Annotated in this window: 15 protein-coding genes and 2 pseudogenes; 6 read left to right on the top strand and 11 right to left on the bottom strand. The window is 71.4% G+C overall.

The window, feature by feature from the left end:
* A pseudogene (locus tag ACIO5E_RS03920) lies at positions 1-113 on the bottom strand (electron transfer flavoprotein subunit beta); the annotation flags it as partial.
* 372 nt (positions 114-485) lie between these two features.
* Here ACIO5E_RS03920 and ACIO5E_RS03915 point away from each other — a divergent pair.
* Positions 486-1,754 carry a hypothetical protein gene (locus ACIO5E_RS03915; protein WP_400663351.1) on the top strand — a complete coding sequence of 423 codons (1,269 nt, stop codon included), beginning with the start codon at positions 486-488 and terminating at the stop codon, positions 1,752-1,754.
* Positions 1,751-2,332 carry a hypothetical protein gene (locus ACIO5E_RS03910; protein WP_400663348.1) on the top strand — a complete coding sequence of 194 codons (582 nt, stop codon included), beginning with the start codon at positions 1,751-1,753 and terminating at the stop codon, positions 2,330-2,332. Before ACIO5E_RS03915 ends, ACIO5E_RS03910 begins: the two co-directional genes overlap by 4 nt.
* Here the strand turns inward: ACIO5E_RS03910 and ACIO5E_RS03905 are convergent.
* A complete protein-coding gene (locus ACIO5E_RS03905) occupies positions 2,301-4,469 on the bottom strand; it encodes an ATP-binding protein (protein WP_400663346.1) in 2,169 nt (722 codons plus the stop codon). The genes ACIO5E_RS03910 and ACIO5E_RS03905 overlap by 32 nt on opposite strands.
* 215 nt (positions 4,470-4,684) lie before the next feature.
* On the opposite strand from ACIO5E_RS03905, the gene ACIO5E_RS03900 reads away from it, so the two are divergent.
* Positions 4,685-7,756 carry an AfsR/SARP family transcriptional regulator gene (locus tag ACIO5E_RS03900; protein WP_400663343.1) on the top strand — a complete coding sequence of 1,024 codons (3,072 nt, stop codon included), beginning with the start codon at positions 4,685-4,687 and terminating at the stop codon, positions 7,754-7,756.
* Between the two features lie 171 nt (positions 7,757-7,927).
* Here the strand turns inward: ACIO5E_RS03900 and ACIO5E_RS03895 are convergent, their stop codons facing one another.
* The 6 genes and pseudogenes from ACIO5E_RS03895 to ACIO5E_RS03870 all read right to left on the bottom strand — a co-directional run bounded on the left by ACIO5E_RS03895 (position 7,928) and on the right by ACIO5E_RS03870 (position 12,106).
* Positions 7,928-8,725, bottom strand: a complete 798-nt coding sequence (locus ACIO5E_RS03895; RefSeq protein WP_400663340.1) for a family 1 encapsulin nanocompartment shell protein — start codon at positions 8,723-8,725, stop codon at positions 7,928-7,930.
* Between the two features lie 28 nt (positions 8,726-8,753).
* On the bottom strand, positions 8,754-9,788 hold the full coding sequence (locus ACIO5E_RS03890) for a Dyp-type peroxidase (RefSeq protein WP_400663337.1): 1,035 nt from the start codon (positions 9,786-9,788) through the stop codon (positions 8,754-8,756).
* 23 nt (positions 9,789-9,811) lie between these two features.
* Positions 9,812-9,997 (bottom strand): annotated as a pseudogene (locus ACIO5E_RS03885) (aspartate 4-decarboxylase); the annotation flags it as partial.
* A complete protein-coding gene (locus ACIO5E_RS03880) occupies positions 9,998-10,162 on the bottom strand; it encodes a hypothetical protein (RefSeq protein WP_400663335.1) in 165 nt (54 codons plus the stop codon). It abuts the pseudogene before it with no gap.
* A 226-nt stretch (positions 10,163-10,388) separates the two neighbouring features.
* Complete coding sequence (locus tag ACIO5E_RS03875; RefSeq protein WP_400663332.1) at positions 10,389-11,012, bottom strand: FMN reductase; 624 nt, start codon at positions 11,010-11,012, stop codon at positions 10,389-10,391.
* Positions 11,009-12,106, bottom strand: coding sequence for an LLM class flavin-dependent oxidoreductase (locus ACIO5E_RS03870; protein WP_400663329.1), 1,098 nt, complete (start codon positions 12,104-12,106; stop codon positions 11,009-11,011). Before ACIO5E_RS03870 ends, ACIO5E_RS03875 begins: the two co-directional genes overlap by 4 nt.
* Positions 12,107-12,257: 151 nt before the next feature.
* Here ACIO5E_RS03870 and ACIO5E_RS03865 point away from each other — a divergent pair, with 151 nt between their 5' ends.
* Positions 12,258-13,019, top strand: a complete 762-nt coding sequence (locus tag ACIO5E_RS03865) for a PP2C family protein-serine/threonine phosphatase (RefSeq protein ID WP_400663326.1) — start codon at positions 12,258-12,260, stop codon at positions 13,017-13,019.
* Between the two features lie 182 nt (positions 13,020-13,201).
* Here ACIO5E_RS03865 and ACIO5E_RS03860 read toward each other — a convergent pair whose 3' ends face one another.
* Both ACIO5E_RS03860 and ACIO5E_RS03855 read right to left on the bottom strand, forming a co-directional pair.
* Complete coding sequence (locus ACIO5E_RS03860) at positions 13,202-15,430, bottom strand: M9 family metallopeptidase (RefSeq protein ID WP_400663324.1); 2,229 nt, start codon at positions 15,428-15,430, stop codon at positions 13,202-13,204.
* A gap of 314 nt (positions 15,431-15,744) precedes the next feature.
* Positions 15,745-16,314: a DoxX family protein gene (locus ACIO5E_RS03855; RefSeq protein ID WP_400663321.1), complete on the bottom strand. Its 570-nt coding sequence runs from the start codon at positions 16,312-16,314 to the stop codon at positions 15,745-15,747.
* Positions 16,315-16,497: 183 nt separating this feature from the next.
* On the opposite strand from ACIO5E_RS03855, the gene ACIO5E_RS03850 reads away from it, so the two are divergent.
* Both ACIO5E_RS03850 and ACIO5E_RS03845 read left to right on the top strand, forming a co-directional pair.
* Positions 16,498-17,094: a TIGR03086 family metal-binding protein gene (locus ACIO5E_RS03850; protein WP_400663318.1), complete on the top strand. Its 597-nt coding sequence runs from the start codon at positions 16,498-16,500 to the stop codon at positions 17,092-17,094.
* Positions 17,095-17,225: 131 nt separating this feature from the next.
* Positions 17,226-17,840: a hemerythrin domain-containing protein gene (locus tag ACIO5E_RS03845; RefSeq protein ID WP_400663317.1), complete on the top strand. Its 615-nt coding sequence runs from the start codon at positions 17,226-17,228 to the stop codon at positions 17,838-17,840.
* A 3-nt stretch (positions 17,841-17,843) separates the two neighbouring features.
* Here ACIO5E_RS03845 and ACIO5E_RS03840 read toward each other — a convergent pair whose 3' ends face one another.
* Positions 17,844-18,632 (bottom strand): VOC family protein, encoded by a 789-nt coding sequence (locus ACIO5E_RS03840; RefSeq protein ID WP_400663314.1) that lies wholly within the window; start codon positions 18,630-18,632, stop codon positions 17,844-17,846.
* Between the last annotated feature and the right edge of the window lie 6 nt (positions 18,633-18,638).

The following is an 18,638-nucleotide window of genomic DNA, read 5'->3' as shown; positions in this document are numbered from 1 at the left end:
TCCGACAGAAGGCCGTCCACACCCTCCCGGTCGGTGGTGTGGTCGTCCGCGAACCGACGGTCACCCGTCGCATCCGGCACGTACTTCACACAGACGACGATCCTCAAGCTCATGAGTGGTTCTCCTGTCACGGTCGCACTGGTCGATGGCCTCACGTCATGCCGAGGGTACTGAGTGCCAAGTCCGGCCCGGCCGCGCCCCGCGCGCCGCAAGCGCCACCTGGACCGGCATACCGTGTCGGCGCTCTTCGACTGGTGTCAGAGGCTCCACCGAGAGAATACGGCACTCAGTACCCCTGGTAAAGGAACTCAGTACCCTTCCCGTCTTCTGACCCTCGACACGCCGGTCCTGTCTCCCCGGCAAGCGGACACAAGGTTTCCGCAAGCAGCCGCCAGATCCCGTCATGGAATCCGCCAGGCCGCGCGGGGAGCATCGGCAACGGGGCTCGTCGACGGCCCCGACCGGGATCAAGGAGGGGGATCGGAATGACCTTGGTGCACGGGCAACAGGACACCACGGCGACGAACGGGAGGCACGGCACCACGACCTGGAGCAACAACGGCCCCTGGGCAACGCTGCCGGAGTGCAAGGACGTGCTGGTGGTCGCCCACACGGTGGTCTACGCGAAGAGACTCCACGACATCTACTCGCTGCTCGCCTCGGACCTGAGGGTCCACGTGCAGTTCACGGTGGCGCCGCACATGTTCAACGGGGGCACGGCGGAGCGGATCCGGGCGCTGGGCGGCACCGTACTGCCCTGGGGGCAGGCGGTCCGACGCGAGTTCGACCTCGTGCTGGCCGCCGGCTCACAGGGGTTGGAGCAGCTGCACGGCCCGGTCGTCCGCCTCCCGCACGGCGCGGGCAACATCAAGCTGTCCCGGCGGAGCGGCCCGGATGGGGAACGGACGGCCATCGGGCTCGGCCCCGACTACCTGTACTGGGAGGGCCGGCTCGTCCCTGCCGCATACGCGCTGGCCCACGAGGAGGAACTGGTCGAACTCGGCCGCGGCTGCCCGGAGGCCGTACCGATTGCCGAGGTGATCGGCGACCCGTGCTACGACCGAATCGCCGCCGCGCTGCCCCGCCGCGACTGCTACCGCGCCGCGCTGGGGCTGAGGCCCGACGAGAAGCTCGTCCTGGTCTCCTCCACCTGGGGGGAGGGCTCTCTCTTCACCCGGCTCGACGCCGTCCTGCCCAGATTGACGGCGGAACTTCCCCGACACGGCTACCGGGCCGCTCTGCTCGTGCACCCGAATGTCTCAGCCATGCACAGCCCGTGGCAGGTCCGTTCCTGGGCGACGGCCACTGCCCGCGGGGCCGTCACGGTGATCCCGCCGGAGACGGACTGGCGGCCGCTGCTGATCGCCGCGGACTTCATCATCGGCGACCACGGCTCGGTCACCCTGTACGGTGCGATGACCGGCGCCCCCGTCCTGCTCGCCGAGTACCCGCACCGCCACGTCAACCCACGCTCGCCGGCCGCCCAACTGGCCCGCACGGCTCCCGCGCTCGCCCCCGGACACCCGCTCTCCGACCAACTCGCCTACGCCGCCGAGCAGTACCAGCCGGAGGACTACGCCGCCATCGCCGCCCGGATCAGCTCCGAACCCGGTCACTTCGACCGCAACGCCCGCCGCCTGTTGTACCGCATGCTCGGACTCGGCCAGCCCGCGCACAGTCCGGAACCGACGGTGCTCCCGCTGCCCGATCCCCTGGACCCGGCCCCAGCACCCGGCGTCCGGCGGGCGGGATGACCGCCACTCTGCACACGGTGCGGCTCGTACCGGCCGGCGGTCCGCCGCCGACGGCCGACCGGGCCGTCACCCTGTTCGAGGCCCACGTGAGTTCACCAGCTGGTGTCCGCCACGGGTCGCTGACCACTCGCCCGCCATCCGGGGCCCACCCCGGCCGTCCCTGCCCCGGCTTCGTGGACGAGCACCTCGCACTCGACCTGACCGACCCCGAGGGCTTCCGCTGGCGCCGTCACGCCGATGTGCTCCATGTCGGGCTCCTCCCGGCGTCGGACCTCCTCGCGCGGCTCGTGGGGGTGCTGTCCGCGCACCCCGGCTGTGCGGTGACCACCGCCGAACACCGGGCGGGGACCGTGCTGATCCTCGCTCGGACCGGCACACGGCTCATCGTGCGACCGGCCCGCGGTACCCACCACCCCAGCGCGCCCGCTCTGCCGCTGACCCTCGGTTCTCTGGCGCACGCCTGGCTGGCCGCCGGCCGGGCCCTGACCGACGTCACCGGGATCAACACCGCCAGGTGCCACTCCCCCGAGTCGGCGCAGCCCTGGCTCAGGCTCCCGCGTCGCCGGGTCGGGAGGTGACGGCGGAGTCGGCAACGTACGCGGCGAGGCGGCCGGCCAGTCTGGCCGCCTCGGCCGCGGCACCGGCCTCCTGGTAGCGGGCCAACGACTGCTCGAACCGGGTACGCGCGGTGGCCGGACGGCCGCGCTCCTCCTCGACCTCACCTGCGAACTCCAGCGTCCGGGCCTCCCAGTGCACCGACAGTCGGGCCCGGAAGCCCGTGAGGGCCTCCTCGATGCAGGCCTCGGCCCGGTCGAACGCGCCCAGCCTCCCGTGCGCCAACCCCAGGAAGGCCATCGCCCGGGCCGCCTCGTAGTCGTCCCTGATCGAGGACAGCTCGTGGTACGCCCGCTCGATCGGGCCGACCGCCTCGACCGCCCTGTCCGCGGCCAGCATCACCTCGCCGTACGCCAATCGGGCCAGCGCGGAGCCTCGAAAGTAGTCCTCGGACTCCCGGAGGTGTACCACCTGCCGCAGGCAGCCGGCGGCCTCGTCCAGCCGGCCCGCCACCCGGTGGGTCTGGCTGAGCCCGTACAGTGCGTCGGCCTGCGCCAACGGATGACCCAACTCCCCTGCGAGTTCCAGAGCTTCGGCGAACCAGCGCGCCGCCTCCGACGACTCACCCGCGTTCCGCAGCCCGTTCCCGCCGGAGGTGAGCATGCGCAGCTCGCCGACCTGGTCGCCGTCGGCCCGTGCCGCCCGCAATCCGATCCGATGGGCCTCGACCCACAGTCGCGCCGGACGCAACCGGAGAAACAACGGCCACATGGCGTCAGCCAGTTGCCAGGCGGCGGCATTACGACCGCGCTCCGCCGACCATCGCAGGACGTCCGCGAGACGATCGCGCTCCTCGTCGAGCCAACCCAGTGCCTGCACGTCGTCCTCGAACTCCCTGGCAGGATGGGCCGATCGGCCGAGGTAGTCACGGGCGAGCGTACGGTGGCTCGGGGAGACGATCGCCTCGGCGGCTGTGGCCGAGGCCAGATACCAGTCCACCACCCGATCGGCTGCGGCATGCCCCACCGACGTATCCCGCACCCGCTCGCCGTATGCCCGGGCATGCAGCCGCACCAGGTCGTGGAAGTGGAACCGGCCTGGCCCCACCTCCTCCAGCAGGTGCACATCGATCAACCCGTCCAGCAGGCGATCCGCGCCAACCAGGTCCACGTCCGCCACCACGGCCGCTACCTCCAGGGTGAACTCGGCGAAGGGCAGCAGGCCCAGCAGCCCGTAGAGCCGGGCCGCAGCCGACTCCAGCACCTCGTAGGAGGCGTCCAGCAGGTCCTCCACGGTCTCACCCTCCACGTTCAGTGCCGCGAGCCGGTCCGTGCCGCGCCCGAGCACCTCGGCGGTCGCCGCGAGCGACTGCACCGGACGGGCCGCGATGCGCGCCGCCGCCAGGCAGATCGCGAGCGGCAGCCCGGCGCAGGCGTCCACCACCTCGGCTGCGGCGGCGCTCTCATCGGCCACGCGACGCTCGCCAACCCGCTCGGCGAGGATCTCGGTCGACGCCTCCGGAGCGAGCAGCCCCAGCGGGCGGAACACCGCCCCGTCGATCCCCAGCCCGGTGAGTCGGCGCCGACTGGTCACCACGACCACCGTATGGTCCGAACCGGGCAGGAGCGGCCGGACCTGAGCAGCCGTCGATGCGTTGTCCAGCAGCACCGCGATCCGCCGCTCTGCCACCAGCGAGCGCCAGAGCGCCGCGCCCTCCTCCAGGCTGCTCGGCACCGGCGTGATCCCGAAGGCCCGCAGGAACGCTCCGAGCGCCTCGGCCGGGTCTGCCGGCCCACCCGGCGCGTAGCCGCGGAGGTCCGCGTACAGCTGGCCGTCCGGGAAGCGCCTGGAAAGGCCCCGCAGCCACTGTGCGGCCAGCGCGGTCTTCCCCACCCCGGCCGGCCCGGTCACCACGACGGTGACATCCGTCGCGGCCCCCTTCTCGGCGGCCAGCGATCGGTCCAGCGCCGCAAGGTCACCCTCCCTTCCGATCAACCGCCTCGGAGATCGCGGGAGTTGCCGAGGAGTCGGCAGGCCGGGCCCATGCAGGTGCAGTCCGCCGTGGATCGTTCCGGCCTGCACCACGGAGCCGGCCACGTTCCCGGCGCCGGACAGCGAGTTCCGCACCACACCCTGCGGCAGGTTGAAGTCGTCGCTCACCGGCGACCACCGATCACGGTCGATACTGTCACTGGCTCCCCCTGGCCTCAGACGAAAAATCGGCGCGGTTTTACCATATGACGGACCATCACGGGAAGAATATCCCTGAAGCGCCCATTGCAGTAGACCGCCGTGGTATAGCCCATACCCCGGATGGCATGCCATGCTCACCCGCGACACGGCAAGCTGGTAGCCAACCGGCGGGGGGCGTCGAGATGCAGTTCCATCTCCTGGGTTCAGTTGAACTGTCGGTAAACGGTGAGTCATTGGCGATCCACTCCGACAAGCGCCGACAGCTGCTGGCCATCCTGGCCCTCGACGTCGGAAGACCCCTGTCCCACGCGTCGCTCGTGTACCGCCTGTGGGACGAGGAACCACCTCCGAGCGCGCTGACAATCCTGTACAGCCACGTCTCCCACCTGCGCGCACTCCTGAAACGGGCCGCCCGGACCGCCGAGTCGCACACCATCGGTGACCCACCCGCGATCAGCACCAGATCGCACACGTACACCCTCCGGACCGACCCCCATCTGATTGACTGGCACCAATATCTCGATCTCTCCCAACAGGCCAGACTCCTCGCCGAGAACGGGCAGGACCACCAGGCCAGAACCGTGCTGAGCCGCGCCATGGAGCTCTGGTACGGCGAACCCCTCGCCGGCCTGCCCGGCCACTGGGCCCGGAACACCCGCACTCTCATGACGGACCAGCACCTGACCACCACCTTGCTGCGGATCGAGGTCGATCTCCGTCTCGGCCGCCACCCGGAGCTGGTCCCCGAGCTCACCGCCCTCCACGAGGAACGCCCCACCGACGAGCGTGTCGCCGGCCACCTCATGACCGCGCTCTACGCCATCGGCCGTCAGGCCGATGCCCTGGCCGTCTACCCCGCCGTCGTCCGACGACTCCGAGCCCGGCTAGCCACGGAACCCGGTGAACCGCTCACCCGGCTGCACCACCTCATGCTGCGCGGCGAGCCGCTGCCGGGCCCAGCGGGCCACGCAAAGGTCGCTCCACCGCCCGAACCCGCCGCTCCCGCCCACGCTCCCGGACGCCACCAGCTGATCGGCCGAAGAGACGACCTCCGCCGCGTCCTCCCCGACCCCGCCAACCGGCTTGCCAACGGCGGTGTCGTGAGCGTCTCCGCCGTCCTCGGCATGCCGGGGGTTGGCAAGACCACACTGGCCCTGCACGCCGCCGATCTGATGCGCGAGCACTTTCCCGACGGATACGTCTATCTGAACCTGCGCGCCCATGTCGGCAACCAGCTCTCCCTCTCCCCCGAGGGCGCCGGCACAGTGCTGCTGCGACGCCTCGGTGTACCCGCTACCACCATCCCGCTCGACGCCGACGAGATCTTCACGCTCTGCGCCGAGGCGCTGTCCTCCCGTCGGGCCGTCGTCGTCCTCGACGACGCGTCGAGCGCGGCTCAGGTGCGGCCGTTGCTGCCGCCCGCTCCGTCCGCCCTGATCATCGTCACCAGTCGGCAGCGACTGGCTGACCTCCCGGGCGCCCGGCCGGTGTTCCTCGACGTCCTGCCCGTGGACGACGCCGTGGCCCTGTTCACGAACGTGGTAGGTCCCGAGCGCGCGAACGACCGCGGCAGCATCGTCGAGATCGTGAACCGCTGCGGCCTCCTGCCTCTCGCCATCGAGCTCGCCGCCAGCCGTTTCAAGGCCCGTCCGTCCTGGACCCTCGACCATCTGGCTCGACGCCTCGCGCGCAGGACCGGTCGCCTCGCCGAGATCCGCAACGGAACGGACAGCATCGCGAGAGCCTTCGAGGTCTCCTACCAGTACCTTTCGGCGAGTCAACGATCGGCCTTCCGACTGCTCGGGCTGCACCCGGGGGCGGACTTCGGCCTGCACGCAGCGGCGGCTTTGATCGGGAGAACAGTGGATGAAACGGACCAGGTCCTCGAAACGCTGCTGAATTGTCATCTACTTCAGGAGATAGCCCCGGAACGGTACCAACTGCACGATTTGCTGCGGGAGTTCGCGGTGGCATTGGACACCGAGGAGGAACAGCGGGGATCCGCGATCCGGCGGATGCTCTGCTTCACCCTGCACGCCGCCGACCTGGCGGACCGCCTGCTCTATCCGCGCCGATCAAGGATTCCCCTCCCAGAGGACGACCAACTTGATTACCCAGCCGACGTGTTGGCTGATCTTGAATTGAACTCCCAAGAAGCCGCGAAGACTTGGCTGGAAACCGAACACGCGCACCTGGTCACCATGGTGACGCACGCGCACAACGTCGGACAGTCCGAGATCGGCGCCTGGCTCGCCCACGTCCTCGCGGGCCACCTGGACGCCGAGGCGTACTGGAGCGAGGCCCACGACATGCATCAGGCGGCCGTGACGCACTGGCGGTCGAAGGCGAACGATCGGTACGAGGCTCGGGCGCTGATCGATCTGGGGGCGACACTCGCCAACGCCTCCCGCTACCCGTCCGCCGTCGACGCCCTTCAACGGGGACTGACCGCAGCCCGCTCCGAGGGCGACACGGACGCGACGGCGGACGCCCTCAGCCTCCTCGGGCGGTTGCTGTGGAGCCAGGGCCGACTCCACGAGGCCTTGTCCCTCCAGGAGGAGGTACTGAGAATTCAAGAGGAGAAGGGCGACGAATGGAACGTCGCACGCTGCCTCGCCAACATCGGCATCCTGCACCGCTCCACGGGAAATTCGGACCTGGCACTGGACACCTACAACAGCGCCCTCCCGCTGGCCCGGAAATTCAACGACAGAGTTCTCGAACTGCGCATTCTCAACAATATCGGGGAGCTCCATCTGATCGCCGGGAGAAATTCGGCATCCCGCGCGACATTCGAGCTCGTCCTGGATATCGGGGACGGCTGCATGGCACGGTTCGACCTCGCCGTGGTGGGTGCCAACCTGGCAGCGACACTGACGATCCCCGAAGAGCTCGAATATGCCTTCTCGCTCTACCGGGAGGCTTTGGCGACGTTCCGGGAGGCCGGCAGTGTCCGCCACGAGGCCGACGTTCTCAATGCCCTGGGCGAGACCCTCCTGGCCGCAGGCCGGCACCAGGAGGCGCAGGATCAGCATGCGGTCGCCCGGCAGTTGGCCCGCTCAATCGGTGCCGCCAGGGAGGAAGCGGCCGCCCTGCGCGGGCTGGGCCGCTGCGAGGCAGCCCTCGGAGACATCACGGCCGCCTTCGAATATCTGACCGCGGCGGCCGAACAAGCCGAGCGCGCCGGCATGGCGGATGAGGCCGCACGAGCCCGCTCGGCACTTGCCGTCCTCGAAGACGAGCACCTCTCATAGCCCCCCATTTAGAAATGTCGTTCCACGGGCGAATGCTTGCTTGATCTTCGAGGCCGATACCTGGTTAGCTATCGGCGATCGAGCAGTAAACTCCAGAACGAGAAAGTCACCCGGAACGATGAACATGCTCATGCACATAGCCCAGATCCTCGCGTCCATGCCGATCTGGTGCTAGCCCCGTAGAACGACGGCCGCCTCTCCCGTGTAAACCCGGAAAGTCAGCGACTCCTGGAGGTAGAGCTGCACCGTGGTCACGTCATGGGAGAGGTATCCGATGGCCAGGTCCTGGCCGAGGACGAGTTCGAAGTCCCCGCCCCTGGCGGACAGCAGGAAGGCGCCTTCGATGGCGGGGGCCCAGATGATCTCGCCGTCGAGGAGACGTGCGAGGTGGTTGTGGACGGGGTAACCGTGGTCGCTGGTCTCGTTGACGGCGGTGAAGGCGTCCGCGCCGAGGAGGAGGGAGTAGGGGCCGCCGACGCCGGCCAGGCGGAGGGCGGTGAGGGCGCGGCTGACGGCCTCGGGGTATTCGCGGACGTCCTCGGGGAGTTGGATCGGCGGGTTGGTGGAGCCGGCCCGGATGCCCTCGATGGCGGCGGCGCGGTAGCCCTCGAAGACGGCGCGGTCCTCGGCGAGGGCGATGGTGCGGGCGGCATCCTTCACTGGCTGCCAGTCGGAGTCGCGGGAGCCGCGCTCGACGTCGTCGACGGCGTCGCGGTGGACAGTGAAGGGGACGCGCAACTCGACCACCGGTTGCGCGGCGCGGGCGCGGGCCTGGACGCCGTCGGCGGGTGGTTCGATGCCGGTCAGGTGGCCGGTGCCGACCGCGGCGAGGGGGGTGTCCTCGGGGCCGCGGAAGTCGACCACGCGGCGGCCGGCGATGTGGAGTTTGAAGGTCTGGCGGGCCTCCTCCTCGATCTCCACCCAGGCTGCGGCGGAGACGGGGGCGAGGTCGCGGTGCAGGTTGTCCATAGTGCGGGTCCTTGTCGGGAAGTCCGGTTCAGACGGTGTTGCGCAGGCTGCCGATGCCGAGGGAGCCAGTCGAAGCCGGGGCGCTCGGCGGCGGCGCGGGTGACGCGCTCGGCGACGCGGGCGGAGCGCCCGGCGCGGGCGGCGGGGCGCCGAGGAAGTCGGCGGTCGGGACGAAGAACAGCGACCCGGTGACGGCTGTGGAGAAGTCGAGCAGCCGGTCGGTGGTGCCGGGCGGGCGGCCGACGAACATGTTGCGCAGCATCTCCTCGGTCACCTCCGGGTCGCGTGCGTAGCCGATGAAGTAGGTGCCGTACTCGCCGCCGCGCTCGAAGGAGCCGAACGGCATGTTGAAACGGACGATCTTCCGCTCCTCGCCGTCCGGCCCGGTCAGGGTGTTGAGCGCGACGTGCGAGTCGGCGGGCTTGACGGCGTCGTCGAACTCGATGTCGGTGAGCTTGGTGCGGCCGACCGCCCGTTCCTGGTCCTCGACGCTCAGCGCGTTCCACTTGTCCATCGCGTGCAGGTACTTCTGGACGACGACGTAGCTGCCGCCGGCGAAGGCCGGGTCCTCCTCCCCCACCACGGCGGCGGTCACGGCGGCCCGGCCCTCGGGGTTCTCGGTGCCGTCGACGAAGCCGAGCAGGTCCCGGTCGTCGAAGTACTTGAAGCCCTGGACGGAGTCGACCACGGTGGCCGCCCCGGCGAGCCGGTCGGTGATCCGGGTGGCGAGTTCGAAGCAGAGGTCCATCCGGGCGGCGCGCAGGTGCAGCAGCAGGTCGCCGGGGGTGGCCGGGGCCCGGTGGCGGGCGCCGGCCACCTCCTGGAAGGGGTGCAGGCCGGCCGGCCTGGGGCCGTCGAAGAGGCGGTCCCACACGTCCGAGCCGATGCCGGTGACGCAGGTGAGGCCTCCTTCGGGGGCCCGGAAGCCGACCGCGCGGCGCAGCCCGGCGAGGTCGGGCAGCAGGTCACGGACGGCGTCCTCGCCGCCGGGCTCGACGGTGATGACCAGGAAGACCGCCGCGCTGGTCAGCGGGGAGAGCACGGCTTGCGGTTCGGCCTGCATGGTGAGGATTCCTCCAGGGTGGTTCAGGAGGCCCGGGAGGCTTCCCGCTCGGTGCGGTATTCGGCGAAGACCTGCCTGGGGTGGTGGCCGATCTTCAGGTCGTCGAGGTCGTCGAGGTTGGCGGGCGAGACCCGCACGGACCACTCCGGCCCGTCGAAGCCGCCGCCGTTGAGCAGCACGACGCCGGTCTGCTCGGCGAGCCGGAACAACTACCCCGTCCCGGCCGCTCGCCGCCGACCTGCCGCGCGAGTGACCGTGGTGATCGCCGGGGTGCTGCACTGCCGGCCCGCGATGGCGCCGGCCAGGATCGGCGGCTCGATCCCGGGCAGCTTGCGGCCGACGAACGGCGGGGACACCGCCGGAACGGTGATCATGCGTACGATTACACCGCATACCAGACAATTCGGCACGGGCACCACGCACCCGAACGGCCCCCTCGGGCGGATCACCCGAGGAGGCCGTTGGAGGGAGGCGTTCAGCCCGTTCGGGGGAACGCCGACGCGAGCTCGCCTCCGCGCGGACGGCGTACGACGCGCACGCGGGCGGGGCGGGTGCGCGCCCCCGCACACCCGCCCCGCCCGCCCCTTCCGTCCGCGCGGCTCAGGCCCGCAGGGCCGCCAGCTGCTCGGCGAACGGCACCACCTGCTCGGGCAGCACCGGCGCCGCCGGGCCGCGGCCGGCCAGCAGGGCCGCCAGCTCGCCCGCCGCACGGTCGATCCGGCCCGGGAGGCCGTCGGTGAGCCCGTCCCCCGCCGCGCCCCAGTCGTCGGTGGCCGCGTAGACGGCGGTCGGCACCACCACCGCGCGCAGGTAGCTGAACAGCGGCCGGACGGCATGCTCCAGGGCGAGCGAGTGCCGGGGCGTGCCACCGGTGGCGGCGATCAGCACCGGCTTGCCGGTGAGCGCGTCGTGGTCGACCAGGTCGAAGAAGGACTTGAACAGGCCGCTGTAGGAGGCGGTGAAGATCGGCGTCACCGCGATCACCGCGTCCGCCCCGGTCACCGCCTCGATCGCCGCGCGCAGCGCGGCGCCGGGGAAGCCGGTGACGAAGTTGTTGGCGATCTCCGTTGCCAGGTCGCGCAGTTCGACCACCGTGACGTCGATCTGCCGCCCGCTGTCGGACAGTTGCCGGACGGTCGACTCGGTGAGGCGGTCGGCCAGCAGCCGGGTCGAGGACGGCTTGCTCAGCCCGGCACTCACCACCACCAGTCGGAACACGGTCACTTGGCCACCTCCACGGACTCCTCGGTACGGGCCGCGACCCGCGCGGCGTGCGTCGGCCCGTCCGGCACCCCGGCCGGGCGGTTCTTGGCGAACTCCTCGCGCAGCACCGGCACGACCTGCTCGCCGAGCAGGTCCAGCTGCTCCAGCACGGTCTTCAGCGGCAGGCCGGCGTGGTCCATCAGGAACAGCTGGCGCTGGTAGTCGCCGAAGGACTCGCGGAAGGTCAGCGTCTTCTCGACGACCTCCTGCGGGCTGCCCACGGTCAACGGGGTCTGCTCGGTGAACTCCTCCAGCGAGGGCCCGTGCCCGTACACCGGAGCGTTGTCGAAGTACGGACGGAACTCCCGCACCGCGTCCTGCGAGTTCTTCCGCATGAACACCTGCCCGCCGAGGCCGACGTACGCCTGCTCGGGCGTGCCGTGGCCGTAGTGGGCGTAGCGCTCGCGGTAGAGCTCGACCAGCTTCTGGAAGTGCTCCTTGGGCCAGAAGATGTTGTTCGCGAAGAAGCCGTCCCCGTAGTAGGCGGCCTGCTCGGCGATCTCCGGGCTGCGGATCGAGCCGTGCCAGACGAACGGCGCGACGCCGTCCAGCGGGCGCGGGGTGGAGGTGAAGGACTGCAGCGGGGTGCGGAAGCGACCCTGCCAGTCCACGACCTCCTCGCGCCACAACTGGTGCAGCAGCGCGTAGTTCTCGACCGCGAGCGGGATGCCCTGGCGGATGTCCTTGCCGAACCACGGGTAGACCGGGCCGGTGTTGCCGCGGCCCATCATCAGGTCCACCCGGCCGTCGGCGAGGTGCTGGAGCATCGCGAAGTCCTCGGCGATCTTCACCGGGTCGTTGGTGGTGATCAGCGTGGTGGAGGTGGAGAGGATGATGCGCTCGGTCTGCGCCGCGATGTAGCCGAGCATGGTCGTCGGCGAGGACGGGACGAACGGCGGATTGTGGTGCTCGCCGGTCGCGAAGACGTCGAGGCCGACCTCCTCCGCCTTGCGCGCGATGGCCACCATGGCCTTGATCCGCTCGTGCTCGCTCGGGGTGCGGCCGGTGGTCGGGTCGGGGGTGACGTCGCCGACGGTGAAGATTCCGAACTGCATGCTGCTCACCACACTCCAGGTCGGCCCCGGGTTTCGGGGCTCTCGCGGCCCTCGGGCCAGATCGTCAAACTTTCAACCACCTTAGCACCCGGGTGCGAATCGTTATTCCCGCCGACAATTGAGGGAGGAGCTCCGAAAGGGCGGCGAACCGATGGCGGCGTACATCGCGGTGAGCGCGCTGAGCCACGAGGGCCTGGTGCGGGAGCACAACGAGGACAGCCTCACGGTCGGACCGTGGACGCTCTGCGCCACCGTGACCGGCAACCCGCAGACCCTGCTCTTCCCGCTCGGCCCGCCCTGTGTGGTCGCCGTGGCGGACGGCCTGGGCGGCCACCTCGGCGGAGAGGTCGCCAGCGCCCTGGTGGCCCGCCGGCTGGCCGCCGACGGCGCCGGCCTGGAGGGCGAGGAAGCCGTCCGGGAGGAGCTGCAGGACTGCAACCGGGCGGTGTTCGCGGCCGCGGCCGGCGAGCCCGAGCTGGCCGCGATGGGCACCACGGTGGCCGGCCTGGTGCTGATGCCCGGCCAGGCGGTGGTCTTCAACGTGGGCGACAGCCGGGTCTACCAGGTCGCCCCGGACGAGCTGCGCCGGGTGAGCGTGGACGACAGCCCGCCGCTGCCGCCCGGACGGCACACCACCTCGGTGGTCACCCAGACCCTGGGCGGCTCGCTCGGGCCGACCGTCGTCGAGCCGCACGTGCGCACCGTGCCGCTGGCCGCCGGCGACCGCTACCTGGTGTGCAGCGACGGCCTGACCGACCCGGTGCCGGAGGAGGAGCTGGCCCAGCTGCTCACCGGCCCGCACGACGGCACCGACCGCGCCGACGGGAAGGCCGCGTTCGAGCTGTGGAAGGCGGCGATCGAGGCGGGCGGGCCGGACAACATCACCCTGGCGCTGGTCCGGATCGGCGAGTAGCCGCCCGGCGCGCCCGGGTCCGGCCCTGCCCGGTGGCCGCGGGCACGGCCCCGGATCCACCCCATCGGCCCCGGGCACGGACCCGCCCCATCGGCCCCGGGCACGGACCCGCCCCGGCGGGGCGCCGTAGCGCTCCGCCGGGGCGGTCACCTGTCCGTATTCGGTCGCTCGACGGCGTCCGGTCAGAATTCGCTCGTGACGGTCACCCCGCTGAAGCCCTGCTGGGCGTAGAGGCTGAAGTAGACGTAGCCGGCCGGCGGGTTGGTCACGGTCAGGGTCTCGGAGTTGTCCGGCCCCGCCGAGCGCGTGGTGTAGGCGTTGGTGTACGCCCAGCTGCCCGGGCTGTAGTAGAGGTCGCCGTTGCCGGTGCCGCCGCTGCTGGTGATCTTCACCTGCTTGGTGCCGGCCGGCACCAGGAGGTAGAAGTGCGCGTAGTTGCCGGTGGTCGCCGCGAGGTTGCTGCGGGCGCAGTTGGCGTCCAGCTTGCGGATGTCGGTGCCGGCGCACTCCGGCAGCTGCGGCTGGGTGGGCGTGCCGCCCCCGTCGGCGCAGGCGCCGTTGGCGCACGCGGTCAGCCAGCTGTCGAAGCCGGCGTCGTAGCGGGTGCCGATGGTGGTCTTGAGCAGGGTGCGGGCACCGTTCCAGTCGCCCACGCGGTACTTGGCGAGGACGGCGTCCATGTCGGAGCGGTGCTGCTCCAGCATGTAGCGGACGGCGAGGTAGCCCCAGCGGTAGACCCGGTCCTGGTCACCGTAGGCGGTGTCGAAGAGGTCGCTCAGCTTGTAGGTGTGCCGGGCGGCCGCCGCGATGGCGCCGTCGTTGGTCACCTTGCGGTACGAGTAGGAGACGTACTCGGCGAAGCCCTCGACCCACCAGACGGTCGGGGTGGTCATGCCGGCGTTGAAGTCGCCGTACATGTCGAACCGGCCGTCGAGGTAGTGGGTGTACTCGTGGTTGAGGTTCCAGATCTCGAACGACGGGCGGGCCCACTCGGCCTCGTAGCAGAGGAAGCGCGGCTGGTTGCCGGCCTTGGCCGGGTCGCCCTCCAGGTACATACCGCCGTTGTTGGTGTCGATGCCGTAGATGGCCGCGGCCAGCACCTGGTAGTCCAAGGAGGAGTGGAAGACCACGACCTCGATCGTGGTGTTGCCGTCGTCCTTGACCGGGCCGTTGTCGCGGACCACCGAGTGGAAGTACGCGTCCTGGCCGGTCAGGCTGCTGCAGGCGGTGCCCAGCTGGGTGTTGTCCAGCGCCTGGGCGATCAGCTTGATGCTCGGGCTGCAGGTGTAGTTGACCGTCAGCACGCCCGCCTTGAGCTGGTCGGCGGCGTTGCAGGTGCCGTAGTACGCGCAGTTGGCGGCGTCGTAGTAGCCGACCCCGTCCGCGACCGCGGCCCACTGGTAGACGGTGCGGCCGTTCGGCGCGGACTGCGCAACCAGCGCCTTGGCGAGCGGACGGACCTTGGCCTGGAGCGCCGGGTCCTTCAGAAAGCGGGTCAACTCCTTGGCCGCGTTGTAGACCAGCACGCCGAAGTCGCCGCCGAGCTGGTCGTTGTTGCGGGCCGCGAAGCCGGACAGCGCGTCCAGCACGCTCGGGTCGGCCTCGACGGCCGCGTCGAAGCCGGTCACCTGGTGGCCGCGGAACAGCACCGTGAAGACCGGGTTCACCGCCCAGGCCATGCCGGCCGGGTTCCAGGTGGCGCTGCTGTAGTCGTTCAGCAGCTGCTTGACCACCGAGAGGTAGCGGATGTTCTCCTGCGCGCTGTCGATCAGGGTGACGGCCTCGCCCAGGATGGGTGCGTTGCCCGCGGCGACGTCCCGCACGTGCGCGCTGCCGAAGAAGGCGTCCAGCCCGGAACGGATCGCCGTCTGGAGGGCGGTGCCGTAGGTGCCGACGTCGTCCTTGTGGTACCACTGCGCGAAGTACCCGGCGCGCAGGTAGAGCACCAGCTGGTGGACGGACGTGCTGTCGTCGCCCGGGTAGGCACCCGCCGCGTCGCGCAGCGCGTACGCCACGGTGGTCATCTGCTCCTCACGGAACGCGCCCCTCGCGTCCGCGCCGGTGAGCGGGAAGAGCCCGTTGATGCACTGGATGTCGGCGGCCTTGATGTGCTGGACCAGGTCGCCGCCCGTCCGGCCGGTGAAGTCGCTGACATTGCAGGGCTGCGCGGCCGCCGCGCCGAGGGCGAAGGCCTTGGCGGTCGGCCGGGCCTCGGCCGGCCGGGTGTCGAGCGGGAGCGGGGCGCGCTGGTCGGCAGAGGCGAACTGCCGGTCGGTGTGGCCGCGTTCGGGGGCGCCGACGGCGGGCTGCGGCGCCGGTCCGGCGGGGGTGGTGGGGGCGGACGCGCCGCCGGGGGCGGCGGCGGGGGCGGCCTTGCTCTGCGGGGCGAACAGGCCGATCGTCAGGAACATGGTCAGGGCGAGTATTAACAGCCTTGCCAGCTGCGGGAGTCGCAGCAGACGCGCGGAACTCACGTGGGGGCCTCCGGGCCGTCGTCGGTCGCATTGGGGGTGCGGCCGGTGGGGTGGTGAGGACCGTTGGCGACGGCGCCGCGTGGGGCGGTTCCGTCGTGCACACGGTGGGGAGTGTGACATGTACCATGGCACACATCACATGACGTTGGATAGCCCCGCTCCTGTGAGCGATTCGTGGGGGAACGAAGCAGGGGCCGTGATGGCGAATCGCCACCACGGCCCCTGCGCTTGGGGGTTGACGCCCCGCTCGGCTACTTCCGGAGCAGCAGGATGACGCCGGCCGTCACCAGGCCGACCAGCACTGCCGCCGCGCCGTACGCCAGTCGGTGGGCGCGCAGCACGGGCAGGAAGCGGTCCACGGCGTAGCGGCCCGGGCCCGTCAGGGCGAGCGCGGCGGCGGCCGCCGTGAGCAGCAGCTCGTACTCGCTGCCCTTCGGGGCGAAGAAGCCGCCGCCCCAGGTGACGGCGAGCGCGTTGACCATCGTGCCGACGATCGCGGCGCCCGCCAGCGGGGTCAACAGGCCGACGGCGAGGGCGAGTCCACCGAGCGTCTCGGTGAGGCCGGCGACCACGGCCATGGCGTTGCCCGCCGGATAGCCGCTCATGGTGAAGAACTGACCGGTGCCGTCGATCCCGCCGCCGCCGAACCAGCCGAACAACTTCTGGCTGCCGTGCGCGGCCATGGTCAGGCCGAGGGCCAGGCGCAGGAGCAGGAGTCCGGCGTCGTAGGCGTGCGGGGAGGTCGTCGCGGACTCGGGGGTCGCCCGGCCCGGGAGGACGGTGGTGGTGGGGGCGGTCGTGCTCGGGCTGCTGCTCGGCATGCGCGTCTCCATCGATCGGGGTCGGTCGTAGGGGTGTGGTGGCGCGGCCGGGCGGGGTCGCCCGCAGCTGTTGTTCAAATTTGAACCGGCCGCTCCTCGACCGTACCCCGGAGTTCGAATTTGAACAACTGACGGGCCGTAGGCGACTCGCGGGCCGGGCCCCGCCCGGGGCAGGGTGGAGACATGGCTCAACGCAGGCAACACCAGCGGGCCGCGGAACCCGGCACGCCCTACCTCGAAGCCCTCGCCGCCTTCGGCGAACGCGTCCGGCTGATCGCCGCGGCCCAGTGGGACGCCCCCACGCCGTGCGCCGACTGGTCCGTCCGCGACCTCGTCAACCACCTCACCGCCGAACAACTGTGGATCCCCGAGCTGCTGACGGGCGCCACCATCTCCGAGGTCGGCGGCCGCTTCGACGGCGACGTCCTCGGCGACGACCCGCTCGCCGCCTGGACCGGCGCCGCCGACGCCGCCCGGGAGGCCTTCGCCGTCCCCGGCGCCACCTCGCTCACCGTCCACCTCTCCTTCGGGAACGTCTCCGGCCAGTACTACCTGGACCAGCTCACCACCGACCTCGTCATCCACGCCTGGGACCTGGCCAAGGGCATCGGGCGCCGCACCCGGCTCCCGGCACGGCTCGTCGACTTCGCCCTGGGCGAGTTCGCCGGCTACGGGGACCTCTCCGGCAGCGGCCTGTTCGACCCACCCCTGCCGGTCGCCGACGACGCCGATCCGCAGACCCGCCTGCTCGCCCTCACCGGGCGGCACGACCGGCCCTGACCTGCGGCTTCCCCTCGCGGGCCACCCCGGGCACGGTCGCAGGGCCGCCCCACCGCCGGCCGGGTACGCCGCCCGACGCCGGATACTGGAAGGAGTGGGGGGCCGTATTCCGTGCGAGAGGCGGGCCCGCCATGAACCGCAGGCCGGACATCCTCGGCGAGTTCACCGCCGACCACCGGGCGGTCACCGAGCTGCTCGACCAGGTCGAGCGGGCGCCCGCCGGCGGCGCCGAGCGCGCCGACCTGCTGGCCCGGCTGACCGACCTGCTGTTCACCCACTGCGCGGCCGAAGAGGAGCACCTCTTCCCGCTCGTGCAGCACGACGCGCCGGACGGCGGGGCGCTGGTGTTCGGCAGCATCCACGAGCACCTGGCGATCGGGCAGTACCTCTCCGACCTGCAGGGACTCGACCCGGCCGACCCGGCCTTCGACACCCTGCTGCGCGGCCTCGCCGACACCCTCCGGCGGCACCTCGCCGACGAGGAGAAGCGGCTCTTCCCGGCCGCCCGCAAGGCCGTACCCGCCGCCGCCCGGGCGGCGCTCGGCGACCGGCTGCGGGCCGAACGGGCGGAAACCGCGGATGCCGGGGAAGCCGGGAGGGTCAGGGGAGCCGCGGAAGCCGGGGAGTCCGGGGGAGCCGGGAGGGTCGGGGAAGCAGCGGATGCCGGGGATGCCGGGAGGGTCGGGGAGTCCGGGGAAGCCCCGAAAGCCGCCGAGAGTGCGGAGAGTGCCGAGGCGGGGCCGTGAGCGTCAGTTCTTCGGGCTGATCACCGCGAACCGGCCGCCCTCCCGGTCCCGCAACCGGGCCACCCGCCCGTACGGGGAGTCGAAGGCGGGACCCAGCACCGAACCACCCAGCTCCACGGCCCGGGCGAGCGCCCGGTCGGCGTCCGGGACGGCGAAGGACACCTCCCAGTGCGGCGACAGCCCCGCCGCACCGCCCGCCTGCTCCCGTGCCAGCGCCGCGACACTGTGCCCCTCCGCCCGCAGCACCACGCGGTCGTGCTCCCAGCGCACGTCGAACCGCTCCGGGTCCCGGCCGTCCCAACGGAACACCTGGCCGTAGAACAGCGCCGCCGCGAACGGGTCCGGCGTGCGCAGCTCGATCCACACCGGCGCGCCCGGCAGGTCCAGCCGCCGGGCCCGGCCCAGCGGGCCCTCCCAGATGCCGAACACCGCCCCGGCCGGGTCCGCCGCGAAGGCGACCCGGTCGGCGTCGAAGGTCAGCGGGCCCACCGCCAGGGTCCCGCCGCGCTCGCGCACCGCGTCGGCGGCGGCGTCCGCGCTCTCCGTCCCGAAGTAGCTGGTCCACGCCACCGGCATCGCCCAGTCATCGCCCGCGGTCCCCAGCCCGGCCACCGCCTCCCCGCCGGTCACCGCGTGCACGTACGGACCGAAGCGGTCCGACCCCGGCTCGAACTCCCAACCGAGCAGCGGCCCGTAGAACGCCTTCGCCCCCTCCAGATCCCGGGCCGTCAGGCTCACCCAGCACGGAACGGCCGCCACGCAGCGCACCTTGGCGGTCTCACCGCTGCCCATCGCGGA

The sequence above is a fragment of the Kitasatospora sp. NPDC087314 genome, assembly GCF_044744365.1.
Taxonomy (GTDB): Bacteria; Actinomycetota; Actinomycetes; order Streptomycetales; family Streptomycetaceae; genus Kitasatospora.
The sequence above is the reverse complement of the archived record's forward strand: the minus strand, read 5'-3'. Positions and strand labels throughout refer to the sequence as shown.